Here is a 20,456-nt window from a genome sequence, read left to right as displayed (position 1 = left end):
TGCACACCGCGCGCCGCCCGGCCCGGCGCAGGCCGGCGGTCAGACCGCTAGCGAGATGCGCGGCGGGCCGTGAGTTCGCCCTGTACGAAGGCGTCGGCCTCCGTCGTGTAGGGGCCTCCGTGGTCGAAGAGCGAGTCGGTGATCCGCTGCCATTCCGCCACCTCGGCGCGCGTCGCCCCGTCCGCCGCCGCGAGGTCGCCCGCCGCTTTCCTGGCCGCGTCCAGGGCCTCGGCGGCCCGGTGGTGCGTCATGCCCTCGGCGCGGCGCCGTACTCGGTCGCGGGCAGCGCGTTCCGCGGGTGTCGGCTCGTGCGGCTCGTCCGGCGGCGTGGGGTCGTCCTGGGTCATGGCGGGTACGCCTTTCCGTGAGTGGGTGCTGCCCGGCCCGCCCGCGAATACCCCGCGCCGGCCCCGCTCATGCCGGCATTCCGGGGGGAGAGTCCGCGGGCCCGCTCGGAGCGGGCCCGCGGACTCTCCGTCAGCCGGCGCCGGGCCGGGGTCGCGGGCAGCGGCGCTGCCCTCCCCCGCCCTCAGGACCGCGCCGCGCCGTGGGGGCCGTCGGGCCGCGCGTCTCCGGTTTCCCGTGCGCCCGGGGCGAGTTCGGCGATGATCCCGGTGCCCAGTGCGTACGCCGGCACGCCCGCCGTGATGAGCGCGGTCTCGGCGACCCCGATGAGGTCGGTGATGGCCGCCCCGGCGTGGAGCGCGCCCCGGGCGTGGATCCGGGCGGGGTGTTCCCGGCCGAGGGCCAGCAGCTGTCCGAAGTGGACGAGCTGCTGCACCCGGCTTCCCAGGGGGCTGTCCGTCAGCACGATGTGCCGCAGCGCCGCGATGGCCTCCTCGGTGGGGAGCCGCCCGAAGTCGCCGGCGAGGCGCAGCCGCTCCTGCACTCCCTCCGGGACGGCTCCCAGCGTGGAGCGGTAGCGGTCCCGTACCGCCTCCGTGCGGGAGGCGGGCGTGTCGTCCGTCATGACGCCCTCTTCGTGATCGCGGCACGTACGGCCTCCTGGGCGCCCGGGGGGAAGTCCACGGCTCCGCCGATCGCCGCTGCCGCGATCTCCGCCTCGGCGCTCTCCTCGATGGCCACCAGCAGGTGGGCGGTGGCCAGGGGGTCCGGTCCGAACACCAGCAGTCCGTGGTTGGCCAGCAGGACGGCGGCGGTCGTGGGGCGCCGCTCCAGGACGTCGGCGATGCCGCGCACCGACACGTCCGACCCCCGAGGGCCCCAGGGGACCACCGGCACCTCCTCCGCCTGGCCGAAGCGCAGCATGGGTTCGGTGCGGCAGGGCAACGGCCGGTTCGCCACCGCGAAGGCGGTCGCGGCGGGCGAGTGCGTGTGGATGATGGCGCCCACGTGGGGGCGTGCCGCATAGACGACGCTGTGCATGGCGATGATCTCGGCGCTGACGGACTGCAGTTCGCCCTCGAGGACCTTTCCGTCGAATCCGACGGTCGCCAGGTCCTCGGGCCGCACCCCGCGGACGAAGCCCGGGGTCAGCAGGAGGCGTTCGCCGTCGAGCCGCGCGCTGAGGTTGGCGTGCCCGGAGTGGGACATCACCCCCGCCGCGAACAGCCCCTCGGCGGCCTTCACCAGGGCGTGCGCCCGCTCGTGTGTTCCACGTGTTCCCGTCATGCGTGTCTCCCGGAATCTGCCGGCGGCGGCCGCTCGTCGGCCGCCGTCCACGTGGGAACCACTCTTCAACTTGAACTAAGGTTCAAGTCAAATGCCCGGGTGAGACCCGACGGGAGCCAGGAGGACCGGACGTGCGCATGACGATCGGCCAACTCGCCGAGATCACCGGAGTGCCCGCCTCGGCGATCCGGTACTGGGAGCGGCACGGCCTGCTCCCCCCTCCGGAACGCCAGAGCGGCCAACGGCGCTATCCACCGGAGGCGGCCGAGCGGATCACGGTGCTCCGCACGTGCCAGCAGGCCGGACTGACACTGGCGGAGATCCGGGAGTTCCAGCGTGAACAGCCGCGCAGGCAGGCGATGATCCGTGCCAAGATCACGGAGATCGAGCAGCGCATGGTCGATCTCGACCACGCCCACCAGCTCATGACGCACGCCGTGCAGTGCGGCGAGGAGGACATCGTCAGGTGTCCGAAGTTCCGCGAGCAGATGGCGGCGTGGCGGGCACCGGACCCGACGCCCTGACCCGTCCGGCCGCGCGCGGACCTCGTACGGGCCTCAGCGGCCGGTGAAACGGCCGGCCGCCTCACCGCGCAGGCGCCCGGGCGGCAGGCGGCGGCCGAAGGCGAGCAGGAGGAGGTCCTGGGCGGCCCCGTACACCGGGGTGCCGGTCCCGTACGACCAGTCCGTGTCCTCGGCGCTCAGCCGCACTCCGGTGAGGTCGACGCCGAAGAACCGCAGGCCGCTGGGCCTGATGTCGTCGAGCAGGATGCGCAGCCGGTCCCCGGGGACCCGCCGGTCGTGCCCCAGGGCGGTCGTGACGTCCAGCCCGTGGACCACGTCGTGCCCGAGGGCCGCGCGGAACCCGCCGACCGGCGGCGTCCAGGGGTGGTGGGCGTTGTCCCGGAGGAAGGCACTGAGCTCCGCGGCCGAGTGGGCGGCGGCGTCGCGGCGCGCGACGCGGTCGGTCATGCGGTGGAGGCCGCCCCGTGCCCTGACCAGTTCGCCCAGGATCGCCGGCAGGGAGAGCCGGAAGCCCATCGACATGTGGGCGACGACCTCACGGACCGTCCACCGCTCGCACAGGCTGGGCGCGTTCCACTCGGCGGCCCCCAGGCCGTCGAACAGGTCCGCCAGATCGCGGCGTTCCGCGGCTATGGCGGCCTTGACGCCCGCCTGCCGGTCCTTGGGTTCCGTCTCGCTCCGCATGGGGACAAGCCTGCTCGGGGTCGGCGCGCAGGGCCAATAGAGGGTTCTTCTGCCCTCCAGCACCAGCCGTTATGGACGTCGGCCGTTCCGGCGGGGACGGGCCGCCCCCGGGGCGGGGGCGCACGCGTACAGCCGGCGGCGGGACGGGACGGATCGGCCGATCGGATGACGGGCGCGTCGGCCGGGCGGGTGGCCGGGAAGGGACGGCGGGGCGACCGTCCGCCGGGGCGGCCGGGCCCACGATGGAGACATGAACCCGCACGACCGATCACTCCTCGATGCCGCCAAGGCCGGTGACGCCGACGCGGTGCGCGCCGCCCTCCTGGCCGGCGCCGCTCCGGAGGCCCGGGACGAGGACCTGCGCACACCGCTGCTGCTCGCCGTACTCGGCGGCCACGTCCGCGTGGCCGAGGTCCTGGTGGCCGCCGGAGCCGACCCCGACGCACCCGACTCCCGCGCGGACAGCCCCTGGCTGGTGACCGGGGTCACCGGCAGCGTCCGCATGATGCGGGTCCTCCTCGCGGCGGGGCCCGACCTGACGCGCCCCAACCGGTTCGGCGGGATCTCCCTCATCGCGGCCGCCGAACGGGGCCACGTCGGATACGTCCGGGCCGTGCTGGCGGAGACGGACATCGACGTCGACCACGTCAACCGGCTCGGCTGGACCGCGCTGCTGGAGGCGGTCATCCTCGGCGACGGCGGCCCCCGCCACGAGGAGGTCGTCCGGCTGCTGCTCGCCGCCGGAGCGGACCCGTGGCTCGCCGACTCCGAGGGCGTGACCGCGTACGAGCACGCGGTGCGGCGCGGCTTCGACGGGCCGGCCCGGATCCTGGGCGCGGCACAGAACGGGTCCGGCGCCGGCGGCCGGCCCGGCCGGAGCCCGCGATGAGCCGCCGGGCCCGCACCCGGTCGGTGCTCGTCGTCGTGCCGGCCCTCCTCGCGCTGCTGGGCGGGTGCGTCACGGCCGGCGCCGGGGGCGGGGCGGCCGCGGCGCCCGCGACGGGCGGAACCCCGCTGCCCGCCGGCCGCCCCACCCCCGAGGGGACCCTCCTCGTCGCCGACTTCGGTGCCGACACCGTCACCTTCGTCGATCCGGAGCGCGGCCCGGTCGGTTCCGTCACCGTCGGCACCGCCCCGTACGGACTGGCCGTCGGTCCGGACGGCACCGCCTGGGTCGCCACCGCCGAGGGCGTCGCCGTGGTCGACACCCGCACCCGCGCCCGGGTGACCCGGATCCCGTACACGACGGACACGGGCCCCGCCGGCACCGGCGAGTACCGGGGAGGCGGCATGGGCATCGCCCTGGCGCCGGACGGCTCGCGCGCCTACGTCGGGGTCAACGTGCCCGGCGGCCGGGGCGTCCTCGAGGTGATCGACACCACGGCGCGCCAGGTCACCGCGACCGTGCCGGTGGGCCGCCGCCCCTTCGACGTGGACGTCGCCCGCGACGGCGGCGAGGTGTACGTGACCGGCCACGACTCCTTCGACGTCACGGTGGTCGCGGCCGGCACCCTCGCGCCCCGCCGCGTCGAGGTCGCCCCGTACGGCACCGGGGGCGGCCTCGGCTCCTGGCTGAAGCCGCACTACGCTGCCGTCCGACCCCGAGACGGCCGGCTGCTGCTGCCGTTCGAGGGCGAGCGGCTGGCCGTGGTGGACCCCCGGAGCGGCACGGTCACGGTGGAGCCGATGACGGCCGACACCCACCAGCACGGCACCGCGGTCACCGCCGACGGCCGGCTCCTCGTGGTCGGCACCGGCGCCGTGGAGGAGGGCGAGGGCCCCTCGCTCACCGTCAGGTCACCCGGCGGCGACGAGCGCGTGTACCCGCTGGACGGCCCGCACGAGGACGTCGCGGTGTCCCGTGACGGCCGGACGGCGTACGTCACCGGCGGCTACACCCGTGACGGCTCCTGGAACGGGCTGAGCGTCGTCGACCTCTCCGACGGCACCGTCCGCCGCCTCCCCGCCGGCACCCGCCCCCTGGGCGTCGCGGTCCTCTGAGGGACGTCCCGTCGGCCCGCCCGCCGGGGCATCGGTCCGGTCCGTCCGCACGCGCCCCGCACGAGGTCTCCGTGTCCGCCGGACGGCCCCGGCCGCGCGCGTCGCGGGCGCGGGACGCCCGCCCGGGGTGTTAGGCCCTGTCCTGCGAAGTCCCACCGACACCGGGAGACACACGTGCCCACCCGCGCCTCCGCCCGCCGGCTCCGCGCCGCACTGTCGGCCGCCGCCCTCACCGCCGCCGCGCTCGGGGCGCTCCTGCCGCCCGCGCAGGCGGCCGGCACGGGCCCCGAGCCCGCCGGCGGCACCCCGTACGGCGACGAGCGCCTCCAGCGGCAGCTCGAACGGCTCGTCGCCCGGGACGACGGCCCGCCCGGGGTGATCGCCGCGCTCACCCGGGACGGCCGCACCAGGGTGTACACCGCCGGCGTCGGAAACCTCGCCACCGGGCGCCCGCCGCACCTCGACGACCACATGCGCGTCGCCAGCATCGCGAAGGCGTACAGCGGGGCCGTCGCGCTCCGGCTCGTCGACCGGGGTCTGCTCTCCCTCGACGACACCATCGGCGAACGGCTGCCCTCCCAGCCCGCCGCCTGGCACCCGGTGACCCTGCGCCAGCTCCTCCAGCACACCAGCGGTCTGCCCGACTTCTCGGCCGACCCCGCGTTCCTGGGGATCCTCCGGTCCGACCCCCGCCACGTCTTCGACCCGCGCGCGCTCCTCGGCTTCGTCGCGGACGAGCCGCTCCTCTTCCGGCCGGGCACCCTGTACGCGTACTCCAACTCCGACAACATCGCCGTCGCCCTGATGGCCGAAGCCGCCACCGGGCGCCGCTACGAGGACCTCCTCGCGGAGCTCGTGTACCGCCCGCTCGGGCTGCGCCGGACCAGCCTGCCCCTGGGCCACCGCCTTCCGCGCCCGTTCCTGCACGGCTACGACGTCACCCCGCCCGCGGCGCGCGAGGACGTCAGCGAGGCCATCGGCACCTCCGGGGTCTGGGCCTCCGGCGGAATCGTCTCGACGCCCGGGGAACTGGGCACTTTCATCCGCGCGTACGGCGGTCCCGCGCTGCTGTCGGAGAAGACCCGCAAGGAGCAGCTCGCGTTCCGTCCCGCCGGATCCTCCGTGCCGGCCGGCCCCGGCACCAACGCCGCCGGACTCGCGGTCTTCCGGTACACGACCCGCTGCGGGGTGCTCCACGGCCACACCGGCAACTTCCCCGGCTACACCCAGCTCGCCGCCACCACCCCCGACGGCACGCGTTCCCTCACGTTCTCCGTCAACACCCAGACCAGCGAGCGCGAGAAGCCCGGCCTGCTCGCCCTGCTCCGCACGGTCCAGGAGGACTTCGCCTGCGCGCTCCTCGACGGCCGTCACTGACGCCGCCGGACCGCTCGCCGAAGGCCGGTTGTCAGTGGCGGGTGCGAGGATCGGAGCATCACGTCGGAAAGAGGGGGAGCGGTCATGACCGGAATCCAGAATTACATCAACCACGTTGCTCTCGTGCTGGATGCCAGTTCGTCCATGTCACACCTGAGTCAGAAAGTCGTCGACGTCGCGGATCAGCAGATCGCCTATCTGGCCCGCCGTTCGAAGGAATTGGACCAGGAAACCCGCGTCACGGTGTACGTGTTCTCGAACCAGGTCGAGTGCGTCATCTACGACAAGGACGTGCTGCGCATGCCGTCCCTGAAGCAGATGTACCGTGCCGGTGGAATGACGGCCCTGCTGGCCGCCACGCTGCAGTCGCAGCGGGAGCTGGCGCAGACCGCCCAACTCTACGGCGACCACAGCTTCCTGACGTTCGTACTGACCGACGGGCAGGAGAACGCCAGCCACCGCTGCCCCGGCGCCCCGGGCCGCGACCCCCGTCAACTGGTCCGGGCCGTGGGCGAGATGATCGAGACGCAGGACGACAACTGGACGCTCGCCGTCCTGGTGCCGGACCAGATGGGCAAGCGCGAGGCCATGCAGTGCGGCTTCCCGAAGGACAACATCGCCATCTGGGACGCCACGAGCACCCAGGGTCTCGAGGACGCCGGACAGGTGATCCAGGAGGCCACCGAGAAATTCATGGTGGGCCGCACCAAGGGAATCCGGGGATCGCGCGCCGTTTTCTCCACGGGCGGTGAGGCCGTGAACAAGAAGGCCATCGAGGCGGCCGGCCTCACCCCGGTGGATCCGTCGCAATACCAGCTGATTCCGGTGGCCCGTGACGCGGCGATCCGCGAATGGGTGGTCGAGAACGGCCACACGTACCGCACCGGTTGCGCTTTCTACCAGCTGAGCAAGTCGGAAAAGGTGCAGGCGCGCAAGCAGATAGCGGTGCTGGAGAAGAAGACGGACCGCGTGTACACGGGACCGGAGGCCCGCGCCCTGCTCGGCCTGCCCGACGCGGAGGTCCGCGTCAAGCCCGACCACAACGACGACTTCACGATCTTCGTGCAGAGCACCAGTGTCAACCGGAAGCTGGTACCGCAGACGCGGCTGCTGCTCATGGTCTGAGGCCGGGCACCCGGCCGTCCCCCGGGCCGCCGTAGGGGGTGGCGGGCGGCCCCGGCCGCCGTCACCCTGTCGGCGCAAGCGGCGGCGGCCCGCTACCGCTAATGGTCCAGGATCGGGACACCCGGCGGGCCGTCGCGGGGTGGCGTGCCTAACGTCGCTGGCGAGCACATCGTTCGCAGACCTTGTGGAGACGCCATGTCCCGTAGAGGCCGCTGGATGGCCGGCGCCTGCCTCAGCACGGCCGCCGTCGTGCTGCTCGCCACCGGGGGCGCCCCCGCCCCCGCCCCGCACCAGGGCGCCGGCGGCGGCGCCGACAAGGGGATCGCGGTGGGCGCGTACCTCCACTACGGCTCTCCCGGCGTCGACAGGATGCGGGGGCTCTCGCGCTGGCTCGGCGGGGCCGACCTGCGCGCCGGGCACACCTACCTGCCCGGCGACACCTGGGCGAACATCGAGGGCCTGCCCAATTCCCTCGACGCCTGGGCGCGGTGGCGCAAGCAGAGGGCCGACCGGTTGTTCGTCCTCAACGTGCCGATGCTGGACCGGAACGAGGCCGGGGTCCCCGAAGACCGGATCGCCGAGCTGCTCGGCTCCGGCGCGGACGGCGCGTACGACCACCACTTCCGGCGGCTGGCCGAGCGCCTGGTCTCGCTCGGGCTGCGGGACACCGTGATCGTGCTCGGCTGGGAGATGAACGGTTTCAACTACACCCACCGGTGCAGCCCGGAGCCGGAGGCCTGGAAGCAGTACTGGCGCAACATCGTGGGCGCCATGCGCTCCGTGAAGGGGCAGCGGTTCCGCTTCGACTTCGCTCCCAACCGGGGCATCGACGCGATCCCCTGGACCGAGTGCTATCCCGGGGACGACGTGGTCGACATCATCGGCATGGACTCCTACGACCAGCCTCCCGGGAACACCTTCCACGAGCAGATCAGCCAGCCGTACGGCCTCCAGCACCAGGTCGACTTCGCGAGGGAGCACGGCAAGCGGATCTCGTACCCCGAGTGGGGGCTGTTCCGCAACGGCGACAACCCCGACTACATGCGGCGGATGCTGACGTGGATCGCCAAGCAGAAGCCGCTCTACCACAGCATCAGCGACTACTGCCCGCACGGCGTGTGGCAGTGCGGGAAGAACCCGCGTTCCTCCCGGGTGTTCCGCGAGTCGCTGTCGGCCGGCCGGGGCCGGCGGCCGGCGGCCGGGCCGCCGCACTCGGGCGCTCTCCCCGGTACGGCTGTCGGGGCCGGCGCAGGGGCCCCCGGGCGTGCCGGTGGCGAGGCGGTGGGGTCCGGTACCGCCGGGGGCGACTCCGCCGGTTCCGGCGGGAGCCCGGCGCTCCTTCCGCGCGAGCCGCTGGGCGCCCTCCCCCGCGGTGAGGTCCACCCGTTCTCCCACGGCGTGCCGCCCCGGCCCGGGCCGCGGCCCGGCGAGGGGCCGCGCCGGGGGCCCCGGTGCTGACCGGGGAGGATGGAGGGATGACGGACACCTTCACCACACGGACGATCGACGTCACCACCGGCTCCGCGGAGACCGTCCACGATCTGACCGCGGCCTGCTCCGGCTTCCTGCGCGACGTCGCGCGCGGGCGCGACGGGCTCCTCAACGTGTTCACCCCGCACGCGACGGCCGGGCTCGCCGTCATCGAGACGGGTGCGGGCAGCGACGACGACCTGCTGGACGCCCTGCGGACACTGCTGCCCGCCGACGACCGCTGGCGGCACCGGCACGGCTCCCCCGGCCACGGCCGCGACCACGTGCTCCCGGCGTTCGTACCGCCGCACGCCACCCTGCCGGTGGTCGGCGGTGAACTGGCGCTGGGCACCTGGCAGTCGGTCGTCCTGGTGGACACCAACCGCGACAACCCCCGCCGTACCGTACGGCTGTCGTTCCTCGGCTGAGCCCACCCGTTCGGCCCCCGTGGCGGTTTGGGGTGCCCGGCGGCGGGCAACAGCGCGTGCATGACTGAGCTCGGGGGTCGCGTCGGAAGTCGGGATACGGGGACGGTCACCACACGGGTGCCCGCGCGGCTGGACCGCCTGCCCTGGTCACGGTGGCACTGGATGATCGTGGTCGGGCTGGGCACCGTGTGGATCCTCGACGGCCTCGAGGTCACGATCGTCGGCAACATCGCCGGACGCCTCTCCGAGGACGGGAGCGGCCTGTCCGTCACCGACGCCCAGGTCACCGGCGTCGCCGCGGCGCTCTACGTCGCCGGGGCGTGTGCGGGAGCGCTGGTGTTCGGGCGGCTGACCGATCTCTTCGGCCGCAAGAAGCTCTTCCTGGTCACCCTCGCCCTCTACCTCGCCGCGACCGCCCTCACCGCCCTCTCCTTCTCCTCCTGGTGGTTCTTCCTCTTCCGCTTCCTCACCGGGTTCGGCATCGGCGGCGAGTACGCCGCCATCAACTCCGCGATCGACGAGCTGATCCCGAGCAAGTACCGGGGACGGGTCGATCTGATCATCAACGGCAGCTTCTGGCTCGGCGCCGTCGCGGGCGCGCTGCTGTCCGTGGTCGCACTCGACACGGACGTGTTCCCGGCCTGGCTGGGCTGGCGGCTCACCTTCGCGCTCGGCGTGGTCCTGGGGCTGGTCATCCTGCTCGTCCGGCGCCACGTGCCGGAGAGCCCCCGCTGGATGTTCATGCACGGCAGGGCCCGGGAGGCCGAGGAACTCGTCGGCGAGGTCGAACGGCAGGTGGAGGCCGAGAAGGGGGTGCCGCTGCCGGAGGCGGACGAGGCGATCACCGTCACCCCGCACCGGAGCATCGGCTTCGGACGGATCGCCCGCACCGTCTTCCGGTCCTACCCGCGGCGCGCCGTCCTCGGTCTGTCGCTGTTCGTCGGACAGGCGTTCCTCTACAACGCCATCACCTTCGGCTTCGGCACCATCCTGATCCGCTTCTTCGACGTCTCCAGCGGCGTCACCGGCTACTACTTCGCCGTCATCGCCTTCGGCAACTTCCTCGGGCCGCTCGTCCTCGGCAGGTTCTTCGACACCGTCGGCCGCCGTCCGATGATCGCGGGCACGTACGTGCTGTCGGGGCTGCTGCTGTTCGCCACGGCATGGCTGTTCGGCGCCGACCGCCTCACCGCGGTGACGATGACGGCGTGCTGGTGCGCGGTGCTCTTCTTCGCCTCGGCCGGGGCGAGTTCGGCGTACCTGACCGTGAGCGAGATCTTCCCGATGGAGACGCGGGCGATGGCGATCGCGTTCTTCTACGCGATCGGCACCGCGGCCGGCGGCATCTCCGGGCCGCTGGTCTTCGCCGACCTCACCTCGAGCGGCGTCCGCGCCGACACCGTCGTGGCGTTCTGCGTCGGGGCGGCGTTGATGGTCGCCGCGGGGGTGGTCGCCGCGTTCTTCGCGGTGGCGGCCGAGGGGCGCTCGCTGGAGCGGATCGCCGCCCCGCTCTCCGCGCGGTCCGACACCGCCTGAGCCCCCCCCGGCCGTACGTCAGTCGACCTGGACGCCGATCACGCAGGTGTCGTCGTCGGTGTCGGACCAGCTCTCGGTGAGCAGCCCGTCGAGGCGGCCGTCCAGGTCGTCGGCCCCCGAGGCGACCGTCCCCAGCAGGTGGGCCAGGGAGTCCTGTACCGAGGCGTCCCGGCGCTCGACCAGGCCGTCCGTGAACATCAGCAGGGTGTCCTGCGGTTCGAGCCGGACCTCCTGCTCGGCGTACGTGACGTCGGGCAGCGCGCCCAGCAGCAGTCCGTCGATGAGGGGCAGGGCGCCGGCCTCGCCCTTCCTGACCAGTACGGGCGGCAGGTGCCCGGCACGCGCCCAGCGCATGACGCGGGTCCGCGGATCGTAGAGGCCGCAGACGGCGGTGGCGGTGACCTGCTTGGTCAGGTGGTGGGTGACCGTGTTGAGCCAGGACATCAGCTGCGCGGGGCCGGCTCCGGTCACGGCCAGGCCGCGCAGGGCGTTGCGCAGGACGACCATCCCGGTGGCCGCCTCGATGCCGTGGCCCGCGACGTCGCCGACCGACAGCATGATGAGGCCCGAGGGCAGGACGAGCGTGTCGTACCAGTCCCCGCCGACCAGCGACTCGGTCTCCGCGGGCCGGTAGCGTACGGCGACCCTCAGCCCCGGCGCCTCGATGTGGTGGTGCGGGGGCATGATGGCGTGCTGGAGCTGGAGGGCGAGCCGGTTGCGTTCGGCGGACTCCGCCTCCGTCAGGGCCAGCTGGTCGCGCGTGGCGGCGAGGGCCACCTCGGTCCAGTGCTGCGCGGAGATGTCCTGGTAGGCGCCGCGGACGGCGTGCAGGCGCTGACCCGAGTCGAGCACGGGCTCGGCGACGACCCGGATGTGACGGAGGATGCCGTCCGAGCGTCGCAGGCGCAGGTTGACGGAGGCGGGACGGCGGTAGCGCATCACGGCGCGCAGGAACCGGCCGAGGGCCGCGGCGTCGTCGGGGTGGGCGTAGTCGGGCAGGTTCCGCAGCGGGACGGGCGAGGCGGTGCTCGGCAGCCCGTGGAGGGCGTAGAGCTCGGAGTTCCAGCTGATCTCTCCGGTGCCGAAGTTCTCCTCGAATCCGCCGATGCGGCCCAGGCGCTGGGCGTGCTGAAGCAGGTTCGCCAGCCGGGCGGTCTCGTCCTCGATGCGCCAGATCAGCAGGACCGCGGCGCCGTGACGGCTGACGCTGATGTCCGCGACCGAGGTCAGCGGGATCTGGTCGACGAGCGCCGTCAGGCTCACGCGCTCGGCGCGGAACGGTTCACCGGTGGCGTGTACCCGTTCGATGCTCTCGAAGAGGCCGTTCTCCCCCGCGGCCATCGGGTAGGCCTCCAGCAGCAGCGCACCGTTGACGTCACCGCTCGTCCGGCCCACGGGGTCGACGAAGCGGGTGTTCACGTGGCGGATGCGGAAGTCGGCCAGGCGGCCGTCCGGATCGAGTACCGGGGTCAGGATGATGGTGGGGTCGTGCAGCCCCTCGGCGAGGGCGATCAGCTCCGAGACGTCGGGGAGGAAGCCGTGCGGCGCCTCGGCCTCGGGCGCGACCGCCGTGTCCAGGGTGTGGGCGCACAGCTCGGCCAGCGCCTCGACCTGGCGCTGGATCTGCGGCGGCTGCGGCGGCAGCGGGTCGGGCCAGCACACTTCGAGTACGCCGTGCACGCGTCCGCCGGTCCCGGCCGGGACGGCCATCCGGCCGCCGTCGGGCCACTGCGGGCGCCCGATCGAGGGAATGCCCTCGCCCCGCAGGTCGGCGAGGGTGACCGTGGCGCGTTCGCGCAGGGCGAGGCGGGGCACGGTCGCCACTCCCGGGGGCACGTGACGCCAGCGGGAGGCCTCCTCGGCGGGGAACCCGGCGTGGCCCGCGAGGGTCAGTGAGCCGTCGGGGGCCGCGGCCCACACCGCCACGGCGACCGCACCCAGCGGGGTCAGCGCGTTGGCCAGCAGTGATTCCGCGACGGCCTGGGTGTCGGCGGAGGCGAGGACGCCGCTCTCGGCGGTGCGCAGGCGTACCGCGACGTCGGAGGTGCGCGGGGCCGGCCCGGCGGTCGCGGCCCGTTCGACGAACTCGGCGGCGACCTCGGTGACGTGGTCGCGGGCCGCCTGGTTGACGATGTCGGCGGCGAGTTCGAGGGGCGAGAGCCCGGCCTCCCGGCACAGCTCTTCGAGCTGGTGGGCCGCGGCGGCGGGGGTGCAGTCCAGGCGCCCCATCAGGATTCCCTTGGCCAGTTCGACCAGGGCCCGGCCGTCGGCGGCCGCGTGCGCCTCGCGCACCTCCCGGCGCAGGCGTTCGACCGTGGCGACGAGCCGCCCCAGGGGCGTGGCGGTCTGCCTGGGCAGGGCGGGCGGCGGGCGGTTCCCGGCGGGCGTCCCGGGCGATCGTTCCGCGGGGGAATGGGAGGTCTCGGAAGGGATCACCGTACTGCCGCTCCCTCGTCCTGGCGGCCCGGCGCCGTCAGCCAGTGCCGGACCCGGCCGATGAGGTCGTCGGCATCCACGGGCTTGGTCACGTAGTCGCTGGCCCCGGCCGCGAGGCTCTTCTCCCGGTCACCGGGCATGGCCTTGGCGGTGACGGCGATGATGGGCAGGTCGGCGTGCGCGGGCATGCGGCGGATCTCCGCGGTCGCGGCGTATCCGTCCAGCTCGGGCATCATCACGTCCATCAGGATGAGGTCCACCTCGGGGTTGCGGGTGAGCGTCTCGATGCCCTTGCGGCCGTTCTCGGCGTGGAGGACCTGCATGCCGTGGAGTTCGAGGATGCCGCTGAGGGCGAACAGGTTGCGCGCGTCGTCGTCGACGACGAGGACGGTGCGTCCCGCGAGGTCCCCGTCGGGGAGCGGGTGGGCGGGCTCGGCCTCCGCCGTCCCGTTGACGAGCGCCGGCAGCTCGCCGGGCCGCTCGGTGGACAGGTGCAGGACGATGCGTTCGCGGAGCTCGTCCAGGCTGGTCAGCAGTTCCAGCCGGCGGGACGCCGCCCGCTGCCGCAGGGCCTTCTCCTGGCCGTTGTCCAGGCGCGGGTTGTTGTGGGCGAGGACCGGCAGGGAGCTGAGCGCCGGGTCCCCGTCCAGGGCGTCGAGGAAGCGCAGGGCTTCGCCGTCGGGCATGCCGAGTTCGAGGACGACGCAGTGGAACGGCTCGGAGGCCAGTGCCGCGGCGGCTTCGCGCGAGCTGGTGGCGCCGACGACCTGGATGCCCGGCTGCGCGCCGTTCCCGCCGTGGCGCGGTACGAGGTCGCGCTCGGCGCTCTCCGCGACGAGGGAGAGCAGGCCGCTCGGGCGTTCCTCGATGACGAGGAGGCGGCGGCCCTGGCGCTGGCGCGCGGGCCTGCTCGGGCCGTCGCTGCCGTGCCGCGGGGCGGGGAGTTCCTTGACGGGGCCGCTGGGCGCGGGCTCCGGGGTGGCGGTGAGGGCCGCCGGGCTCCCCTCGGGGTCCGTGTGGGTGACCGGGAGGTACAGGGTGAAGGTGCTGCCCTGGCCGGGGGTGCTCTCGGCCGCCACGGCCCCGCCCAGCAGCTGGGCGATCTCGCGGGTGATGGAGAGGCCGAGCCCGGTGCCCCCGTACTTGCGGCTCGTGGTGCCGTCGGCCTGCTGGAAGGCGCCGAACACGGATTCCAGCTGCTGCTCGGGGATGCCGATGCCCGTGTCGCGCACGCGGAAGGCCATCATGCCGCCGTGCCGGACCAGTCCGGTGGGGATCTCCGCCTCGGAGGCCCGTTCGATGCGGAGTTCGACCCTGCCGCGCTCGGTGAACTTGACGGCGTTCGAGAGCAGGTTGCGCAGGATCTGGCGCAGCCTGGCGTCGTCGGTGAGCAGGTCGGCGGGGGTGTCGGGGGCGGTGGTGACGGTGAAGTCGAGGCTCTTCTGCGTGGTCATCGGCCGGAAGGTGGCTTCGACGTAGTCGAGCAGGTGCGGCAGGTGGACCTTTTCGAGGTGGATGTCCATCTTGCCGGCCTCGACCTTGGAGAGGTCGAGGATGTCGTTGATCAGCTGGAGCAGGTCGGAACCGGCGGAGTGGATGATGCCCGCGTACTCGACCTGCTTCGGGGTGAGGTTGCGGGTCGGGTTCTGGGCCAGGAGCTGCGCGAGGATGAGCAGGCTGTTGAGCGGGGTGCGCAGCTCGTGGCTCATGTTCGCCAGGAACTCCGACTTGTACTTGGAGGCGAGCGACAGCTGCTGGGCGCGGTCCTCGAGTTCCTGCCGGGCCTGTTCGATCTGCAGGTTCTTGGCCTCGATGTCACTGTTCTGGCTCGCCAGCAGGGCGGCCTTCTCTTCCAGTTCCGCGTTCGAGCGCTGCAACTCCTCCTGCTGGTCCTGCAGTTCGGCGGAGCGGGCCTGGAGCTCGGCGGTCAGGCGCTGGGACTCCTCGAGGAGTTCGTCGGTGCGGGCGTTGGCGACGATGGTGTTGACGTTGACGCCGATGGTCTCCATCAACTGGCTGAGGAAGTCGCGGTGGACCGGGGTGAAAGCGGAGAACGAGGCGAGTTCGATGACCCCGAGGACCTGGTCGTCGACGACGATCGGCAGGATCATCAGGCTGCCGGGCGTGGTGTGCCCGAGCCCGGACGAGACGATGTAGTCGGCGGGGACCTCGTCGGTCGCGATGGTCCGGCGGCTGCGGGCCGCCTGGCCGACGAGCGAGTCACCGAGCGCGAAGCGGACGGCCACTCCGTCGGACGCGGAGCGTCCGTACGAGCCGACGAGGGACAGCATCGTGCCCTGGGGGGTGTCCTCGGCCAGGTAGAAGGCGCCGTACTGGGCGGCCACCAGCGGGGTCAGTTCGTCCATGACCAGTTCGGCGACGGCCCCGAGGTCCCGGTGGCCCTGCATCAGACCGGAGATCCGCGCCAGGTTGGACTTGAGCCAGTCCTGCTCCTGGTTGGCGCGGGTGGTCTCCCGCAGGGAGCCCACCATGGAGTTGATGTTGTCCTTGAGGTCCCCGACCTCGCCCGGCGCGTCCACGGTGATCGAACGCGTGAGGTCGCCCTCGGCGACGGCGCTGGTGACGGCGGCGATCGCCCGTACCTGGCGGGTGAGGTTCCCGGCGAGTTCGTTGACGTTCTCGGTGAGCCGCTTCCAGGTGCCGGAGACGCCCTCGACCTCGGCCTGGCCGCCGAGTCTGCCCTCGCTGCCGACCTCGCGGGCCACGCGCGTGACCTCGGCGGCAAAGGACGAGAGCTGGTCGACCATCGTGTTGATGGTGGTCTTCAGCTCCAGGATCTCGCCGCGGGCGTCCACGTCGATCTTCTTCGACAGGTCGCCGTTGGCGACGGCCGTCGTGACGAGCGCGATGTTGCGGACCTGGCCGGTGAGGTTGTTGGCCATGGAGTTGACGTTGTCGGTGAGGTCCTTCCAGGTGCCCGCCACGTTCGGGACCCGGGCCTGGCCGCCGAGGCGTCCCTCGGTGCCGACCTCACGGGCCACGCGCGTCACCTCGTCGGCGAACGCGGACAGCGTGTCGACCATCGTGTTGATGACGCCGGCCAGCGCGGCGACCTCGCCCTTCGCCTCCACCGTGATCTTCTGCGACAGGTCGCCGCGGGCGACGGCGGTGGCGACCTGGGCGATGGAGCGCACCTGGCCCGTCAGGTTGGACGCCATGACGTTGACGTTGTCGGTGAGGTCCTTCCACGTCCCGGAGACGCCCCGGACCGTCGCCTGGCCGCCGAGGTTGCCCTCGGTGCCGACCTCGCGGGCCACGCGCGTCACCTCGTCGGCGAACGCGGACAGTTGGTCGACCATCGTGTTGATGGTGGTCTTCAGCTCCAGGATCTCCCCGCGCGCGGTGACGGTGATGCGCTGGGAGAGGTCGCCCTTGGCGACGGCCGTCGCGACGTGGGCGATGTTGCGGACCTGGTCAGTGAGGTTTCCGGCCATGAAATTGACCGAATCCGTGAGGTCCAGCCAGGCGCCGCTGACCCCGGGGACCTCGGCCTGGCCGCCCAGCGACCCCTCGGTGCCAACCTCGCGGGCGACCCTCGTCACCTCGGACGTGAACAGCGAGAGCTGGTTGACCATCCCGTTGAAGACGGTGGCGATCTCCCCGAGCAGGCCTTCCGCGGCGTCGGGCAGCCGGGTGCGGAAATCCCCGTCCCGTACGGCCGTCAGGCCCGCCAGCAGCAGCCGCAGCTCCGACTCCGTGATACCGCCCTCACCCGGTACCACTGGCGCTCCGCCCGGTACCGCGCCAGTCCGCTCAGCCATCGCCAACCTCACTCTCGCCGTCACTGCCGGTTGAAGGCTAACCCCGCGCCAGGAGTCCACCGGCCTCACGAGGCAAGGGCGCCCTCCAGATCGGAGTGGAGCGAGAGGACCGTATCGGCCCCGGTCAGGGCGAACAGGCGACGCAGCTGGTCGCCCGGACAGGCGATCCGGAGCCCGGTCCTGCGGTGCACCCGCAGGAGCAGGTTGAGGAAGGAGGAGTCGCCGAATGTGACGGAACTCGCGTCCAGGACCACCACCCGATGCCGGTCCGCCGCGGCGGTCAGCGCCTCCTCGAGCGAGGCCAGGGTGTCCTGGTCCAATTCCCCGCGCGCCGCTACGACCCAGCCCTGTCCCGCCGGGTAACTGGCCTCGACCACGCCGTCGCCCCGCGTTTCCTCTGCCCCGGTCATGTCCGCCTCCCCGGATTTCACATGCACTGGTTCCGCAAGGGAGTATGCATCCTCGATCCCCCGGGGACGACGCCGCCGCCGCGCGGCAGGTCCCGCGGAGGAAAACTCTTCGCCGGGACCGTGTAGGACGCGGATCTCGGGGCAGGGGGGCAGCGGCAGCCATCGACAACAGGGAGGGAACGGCCACCATGCTTCGTTCGGCCGAATTCACACGCCCCGCTCGTGCGACGGATCACACGGCTCCGGCATGCGCCCCCGCAACGGGCGCCGAGCCTCCGTCGGACACCCTGCTCCCCCTCGTGGAGCAGCCCCGGGAGGTCGCGCCCGGGGACGCCAGGGAGCTGTCCAGGCTGTTCTTCGGGAGGCTGCGTTCCCTGGAGGAGGGGACGCGGGAGTACCAGTACGCGCGCAACACCCTGATTGAGATGAATCTCTCCCTCGTGCAGTTCGCCGCCCGCCGTTTCCGGGCACGGGCGGCCGGCGGGGGGCTGGACATGGACGACATCGTCCAGGTCGGCACGATCGGCCTGATCAAGGCCATCGACCGTTACGACCCCGAGCGCGAGGTGGAGTTCTCCACGCTGGCGCTGCCGTACATCACGGGCGAGATCAAGCGGCACTTCCGCGACACCACGTGGGCCGTCCACGTCCCGCGCCGGCTCCAGGAGCTGCGCTCCGAGCTGGCCAAGGCGCAGGAGGCGCTCACCGACACCCTGGGCCGGGCTCCGACGGTCAAGGAGGTCGCCCACCACCTCGGGCTGTCCGAGGAAGAGGTGATAGACGGCCTGGTCGCCGCCAACGGCTACACCAGCGGCTCCCTCGACGCGGGCGAGACGGAGGAGGCCCAGGGCACCGGCCGCCCCGCCCGCGCGCTGGCGGAGAAGCTCGGTGAACTCGATCCCGCCATGGAGCTGTTCGAGGACTTCCACACCCTGGCTCCGCTGCTGCGGGAACTCTCGCCCCGCGACCGGCTGATCCTGAGCATGCGGTTCGGCCAGGACAAGACCCAGGCCGAGATCGGCGCCGAGCTCGGCATCTCCCAGATGCAGGTCTCGCGGCTGCTCTCGCGGACCCTGGCCCGGCTGCGCGCCGGGATGCTCACCCCGTAGGAGTCATGGTGGCCTTGACAGCCGTACCTCTCGGAGACCGGGCCGGCGCGCGCCTCAGCGGCAGCGGGGACCTGGACTCCCGGCGTGCGCTGGGTGCGGCGCTGGCCTCGGTGAGCATGATGCCGGGGCGGGTCGTCCATCTGGACCTGGGGGCGGTCAGCTTCCTCGACGCGGCCGCCGTGGCCGCCCTGGTACGGACGTCGGCCGCCTTCCGCGGGCAGGGCCGTTGCCTGCTGCTCCACGACCCCCCGTACTCGCTCCGCAAGGTGGTGGAGATGTTCCCGGACGAATGCGCCGCGCTGGAGGTCGCAGCATGATCACCGTTTCCGCGGCCGACGCCCCCGGGGGCTTCCACCATCCCGCGCTCTTCTACCAGGGGCCCGACGAGTACCTGGCCGGGGTGGGTGGCTTCGTGCGTACCGCGCTCGAAGCGGACGAGCCGGTCCTGGTCGCCGTACCCGGTCCCCGGCTCGGTCCGCTGCGGGAGGGCCTCGGCGGCGCCGCGTCGGGCGTCGAGTACGTGGACATGACGCGCCTGGGCCGCAACCCCGGCCGCATCCTCGCCGCGTTGCGGGACTTCGCCGAACGGCACGCCGGCCGGCCCGCCCGCATCGTCGGCGAACCCATCTGGCCCGGCCGGACGGAGGCCGAGGTGCTGGAGGCCACGCGCCACGAGGCGCTCATCAACACCGCCTTCGCCGGCCACGACGCCTCGGTGCTGTGCCCGTACGACGTGGCGGGCCTGTCCGCGGCGGTGGTGGCCGACGCCCGGCGTACGCATCCCACGATCGTCGAGAAGGGCCGCGAGCTGGTGAGCCCGGCCTACACCGACGCCTCGGTCGTCAGCGGCGACTGCGACGTTCCGCTCCCGGAGCCCGGTCCGGGAGCGGTCAGCCTCGACTACGTGCGTGGAGACCTCGCCCGGGTACGGGAGTTCACCGAGGCGTGGGCCCTCGGGACCCCTCTCGCTCCGGCCCGCCGGGGTGACCTGGTCCTCGCCGTCAGCGAGGCCGCGGCCAACTCCCTCGCCCACGGCGGCGGCCACGGCACCCTGCGCCTGTGGACCGCCCCGGAGCTGGGCGTGGTGGCGGAGGTCCGCGACGGCGGCCGCCTGGCCGATCCCCTGGCGGGCCGCCGTCGCCCCGCACTCGCGTCGGCCAACGGCGGGCGGGGCCTGTGGATGATCCACCAGCTGTGCGACCTCGTCGAGATCCGTGCCACGTGCTCCGGTCTCACCCTGAGAATGCGCGTGGCCGACTTCTGAAGGCCCGGCCCCCGTAAACTGTCCCGGCACTCGAAGTCGCCGGGGGAAGGAACCCGCCGGGTGTCACCGGCCGGCCCAGGGGGCATACGTACCGTCCGGAAACCGATGGAACCGACGGAAACAGCCGGGAGCGGCCCGAGCGGTCGCCACGAGAAGACAGCCGTGTCCCACGGCGGGGGTGAGACCACAGTGAAGAGCAGCGGATCGGAGACCGGCCATCCGCCCCGGCCCGTGGCGGCGGGCCAGCGCCGCGGCCTGGCGCTGGCCGGAGTCCCGGGCCAGGTCGCGAAGGCGCGCGACTTCACGCGGCTGGCGCTGCGCGACTGGGAGTGGAACGGGACCGACACGTCGGAGGACACCCTCCTCGTCGTCTCCGAGCTGGTGACCAACGCCGGTCTGCACGCCGGCGGCTGCGTGGAGTTCGTCCTGACCCGGGGTGACGTCCTGCGCATCGAGGTGTTCGACGGCTCCACGGCCATGCCGCGGCCCCAGGAGTCCCCCCGGCGCGGTGCCCCGGGCGGCCACGGGCTCCACATCATCGGCCGTCTCTGCGACCGCTGGGGTGCCGAGGCCCATGCGCACGGCAAGGTCGTGTGGGCGGAGATCGACGCCTCCCGGCTGCTCTCCGGCAACGCCGTACGGCGGTGAACGGGCCCCTCGAACGTCGAGCGGGCCCCT

Annotated in this window: 19 protein-coding genes; 12 read left to right on the top strand and 7 right to left on the bottom strand. The window is 73.0% G+C overall.

Annotated elements, in window-relative coordinates; translation table 11 throughout:
• Window positions 1–47 precede the first annotated feature (47 nt).
• The 3 genes from ACZ514_RS16365 to ACZ514_RS16355 form a co-directional block, all read right to left on the bottom strand.
• Window positions 48–347: a hypothetical protein gene (locus tag ACZ514_RS16365; RefSeq protein ID WP_468699309.1), complete on the bottom strand. Its 300-nt coding sequence runs from the start codon at window positions 345–347 to the stop codon at window positions 48–50.
• Window positions 348–529: 182 nt separating this feature from the next.
• Window positions 530–970, bottom strand: a complete 441-nt coding sequence (locus ACZ514_RS16360) for a carboxymuconolactone decarboxylase family protein (protein ID WP_468164858.1) — start codon at window positions 968–970, stop codon at window positions 530–532.
• Window positions 967–1,632 (bottom strand): class II aldolase/adducin family protein, encoded by a 666-nt coding sequence (locus tag ACZ514_RS16355; protein WP_469125007.1) that lies wholly within the window; start codon window positions 1,630–1,632, stop codon window positions 967–969. The genes ACZ514_RS16360 and ACZ514_RS16355 overlap by 4 nt, the downstream gene beginning before the upstream one ends.
• 137 nt (window positions 1,633–1,769) lie before the next feature.
• On the opposite strand from ACZ514_RS16355, the gene ACZ514_RS16350 reads away from it, so the two are divergent.
• A complete protein-coding gene (locus ACZ514_RS16350) occupies window positions 1,770–2,156 on the top strand; it encodes a MerR family transcriptional regulator (RefSeq protein WP_468164862.1) in 387 nt (128 codons plus the stop codon).
• Between the two features lie 33 nt (window positions 2,157–2,189).
• Here the strand turns inward: ACZ514_RS16350 and ACZ514_RS16345 are convergent, their stop codons facing one another.
• The gene (locus ACZ514_RS16345) at window positions 2,190–2,840 is read right to left on the bottom strand and encodes a maleylpyruvate isomerase family mycothiol-dependent enzyme (protein WP_469125006.1); all 651 of its coding nucleotides are present in this window, start codon (window positions 2,838–2,840) and stop codon (window positions 2,190–2,192) included.
• A 250-nt stretch (window positions 2,841–3,090) separates the two neighbouring features.
• Between ACZ514_RS16345 and ACZ514_RS16340 the strand changes: the two genes are divergently transcribed.
• The 7 genes from ACZ514_RS16340 to ACZ514_RS16310 all read left to right on the top strand — a co-directional run bounded on the left by ACZ514_RS16340 (window position 3,091) and on the right by ACZ514_RS16310 (window position 10,777).
• Window positions 3,091–3,729 (top strand): ankyrin repeat domain-containing protein, encoded by a 639-nt coding sequence (locus tag ACZ514_RS16340; RefSeq protein ID WP_469125005.1) that lies wholly within the window; start codon window positions 3,091–3,093, stop codon window positions 3,727–3,729.
• Window positions 3,726–4,841 carry a YncE family protein gene (locus ACZ514_RS16335; protein WP_469125004.1) on the top strand — a complete coding sequence of 372 codons (1,116 nt, stop codon included), beginning with the start codon at window positions 3,726–3,728 and terminating at the stop codon, window positions 4,839–4,841. The genes ACZ514_RS16340 and ACZ514_RS16335 overlap by 4 nt, the downstream gene beginning before the upstream one ends.
• 174 nt (window positions 4,842–5,015) lie before the next feature.
• The gene (locus ACZ514_RS16330) at window positions 5,016–6,218 is read left to right on the top strand and encodes a serine hydrolase domain-containing protein (RefSeq protein ID WP_469125003.1); all 1,203 of its coding nucleotides are present in this window, start codon (window positions 5,016–5,018) and stop codon (window positions 6,216–6,218) included.
• An 84-nt stretch (window positions 6,219–6,302) separates the two neighbouring features.
• On the top strand, window positions 6,303–7,343 hold the full coding sequence (locus tag ACZ514_RS16325; protein ID WP_468164872.1) for a vWA domain-containing protein: 1,041 nt from the start codon (window positions 6,303–6,305) through the stop codon (window positions 7,341–7,343).
• Window positions 7,344–7,538: 195 nt separating this feature from the next.
• Window positions 7,539–8,801: a glycoside hydrolase family 26 protein gene (locus ACZ514_RS16320; protein WP_469125002.1), complete on the top strand. Its 1,263-nt coding sequence runs from the start codon at window positions 7,539–7,541 to the stop codon at window positions 8,799–8,801.
• Between the two features lie 17 nt (window positions 8,802–8,818).
• Entirely contained in the window at window positions 8,819–9,241 is a 423-nt protein-coding gene (locus ACZ514_RS16315; protein WP_468164876.1) for a YjbQ family protein, read from the top strand.
• Between the two features lie 60 nt (window positions 9,242–9,301).
• Window positions 9,302–10,777 carry an MFS transporter gene (locus tag ACZ514_RS16310; RefSeq protein ID WP_469125001.1) on the top strand — a complete coding sequence of 492 codons (1,476 nt, stop codon included), beginning with the start codon at window positions 9,302–9,304 and terminating at the stop codon, window positions 10,775–10,777.
• Window positions 10,778–10,795: 18 nt separating this feature from the next.
• Here ACZ514_RS16310 and ACZ514_RS16305 read toward each other — a convergent pair whose 3' ends face one another.
• From ACZ514_RS16305 to ACZ514_RS16295, 3 genes are all read right to left on the bottom strand, one after another.
• Window positions 10,796–13,213, bottom strand: coding sequence for a SpoIIE family protein phosphatase (locus tag ACZ514_RS16305; protein WP_468164880.1), 2,418 nt, complete (start codon window positions 13,211–13,213; stop codon window positions 10,796–10,798).
• Window positions 13,210–16,995 carry a HAMP domain-containing protein gene (locus tag ACZ514_RS16300; protein ID WP_469125000.1) on the bottom strand — a complete coding sequence of 1,262 codons (3,786 nt, stop codon included), beginning with the start codon at window positions 16,993–16,995 and terminating at the stop codon, window positions 13,210–13,212. The genes ACZ514_RS16305 and ACZ514_RS16300 overlap by 4 nt, the downstream gene beginning before the upstream one ends.
• 65 nt (window positions 16,996–17,060) lie before the next feature.
• Entirely contained in the window at window positions 17,061–17,405 is a 345-nt protein-coding gene (locus ACZ514_RS16295) for an STAS domain-containing protein (RefSeq protein ID WP_468164882.1), read from the bottom strand.
• A gap of 188 nt (window positions 17,406–17,593) precedes the next feature.
• Here ACZ514_RS16295 and ACZ514_RS16290 point away from each other — a divergent pair, with 188 nt between their 5' ends.
• From ACZ514_RS16290 to ACZ514_RS16275, 4 genes are all read left to right on the top strand, one after another.
• Window positions 17,594–18,514, top strand: coding sequence for a SigB/SigF/SigG family RNA polymerase sigma factor (locus ACZ514_RS16290; RefSeq protein ID WP_468164883.1), 921 nt, complete (start codon window positions 17,594–17,596; stop codon window positions 18,512–18,514).
• A gap of 14 nt (window positions 18,515–18,528) precedes the next feature.
• Window positions 18,529–18,831 (top strand): STAS domain-containing protein, encoded by a 303-nt coding sequence (locus ACZ514_RS16285; RefSeq protein WP_468164884.1) that lies wholly within the window; start codon window positions 18,529–18,531, stop codon window positions 18,829–18,831.
• Window positions 18,828–19,778, top strand: coding sequence for an anti-sigma factor RsbA family regulatory protein (locus ACZ514_RS16280; protein ID WP_468164885.1), 951 nt, complete (start codon window positions 18,828–18,830; stop codon window positions 19,776–19,778). Before ACZ514_RS16285 ends, ACZ514_RS16280 begins: the two co-directional genes overlap by 4 nt.
• 189 nt (window positions 19,779–19,967) lie before the next feature.
• Entirely contained in the window at window positions 19,968–20,426 is a 459-nt protein-coding gene (locus tag ACZ514_RS16275) for an ATP-binding protein (protein ID WP_468164887.1), read from the top strand.
• The last annotated feature ends 30 nt before the right edge of the window (window positions 20,427–20,456 follow it).

The sequence above is a fragment of the Streptomyces sp. NPDC034086 genome (assembly GCF_055575515.1).
This window is presented reverse-complemented; position numbering and strand designations above follow the sequence as displayed.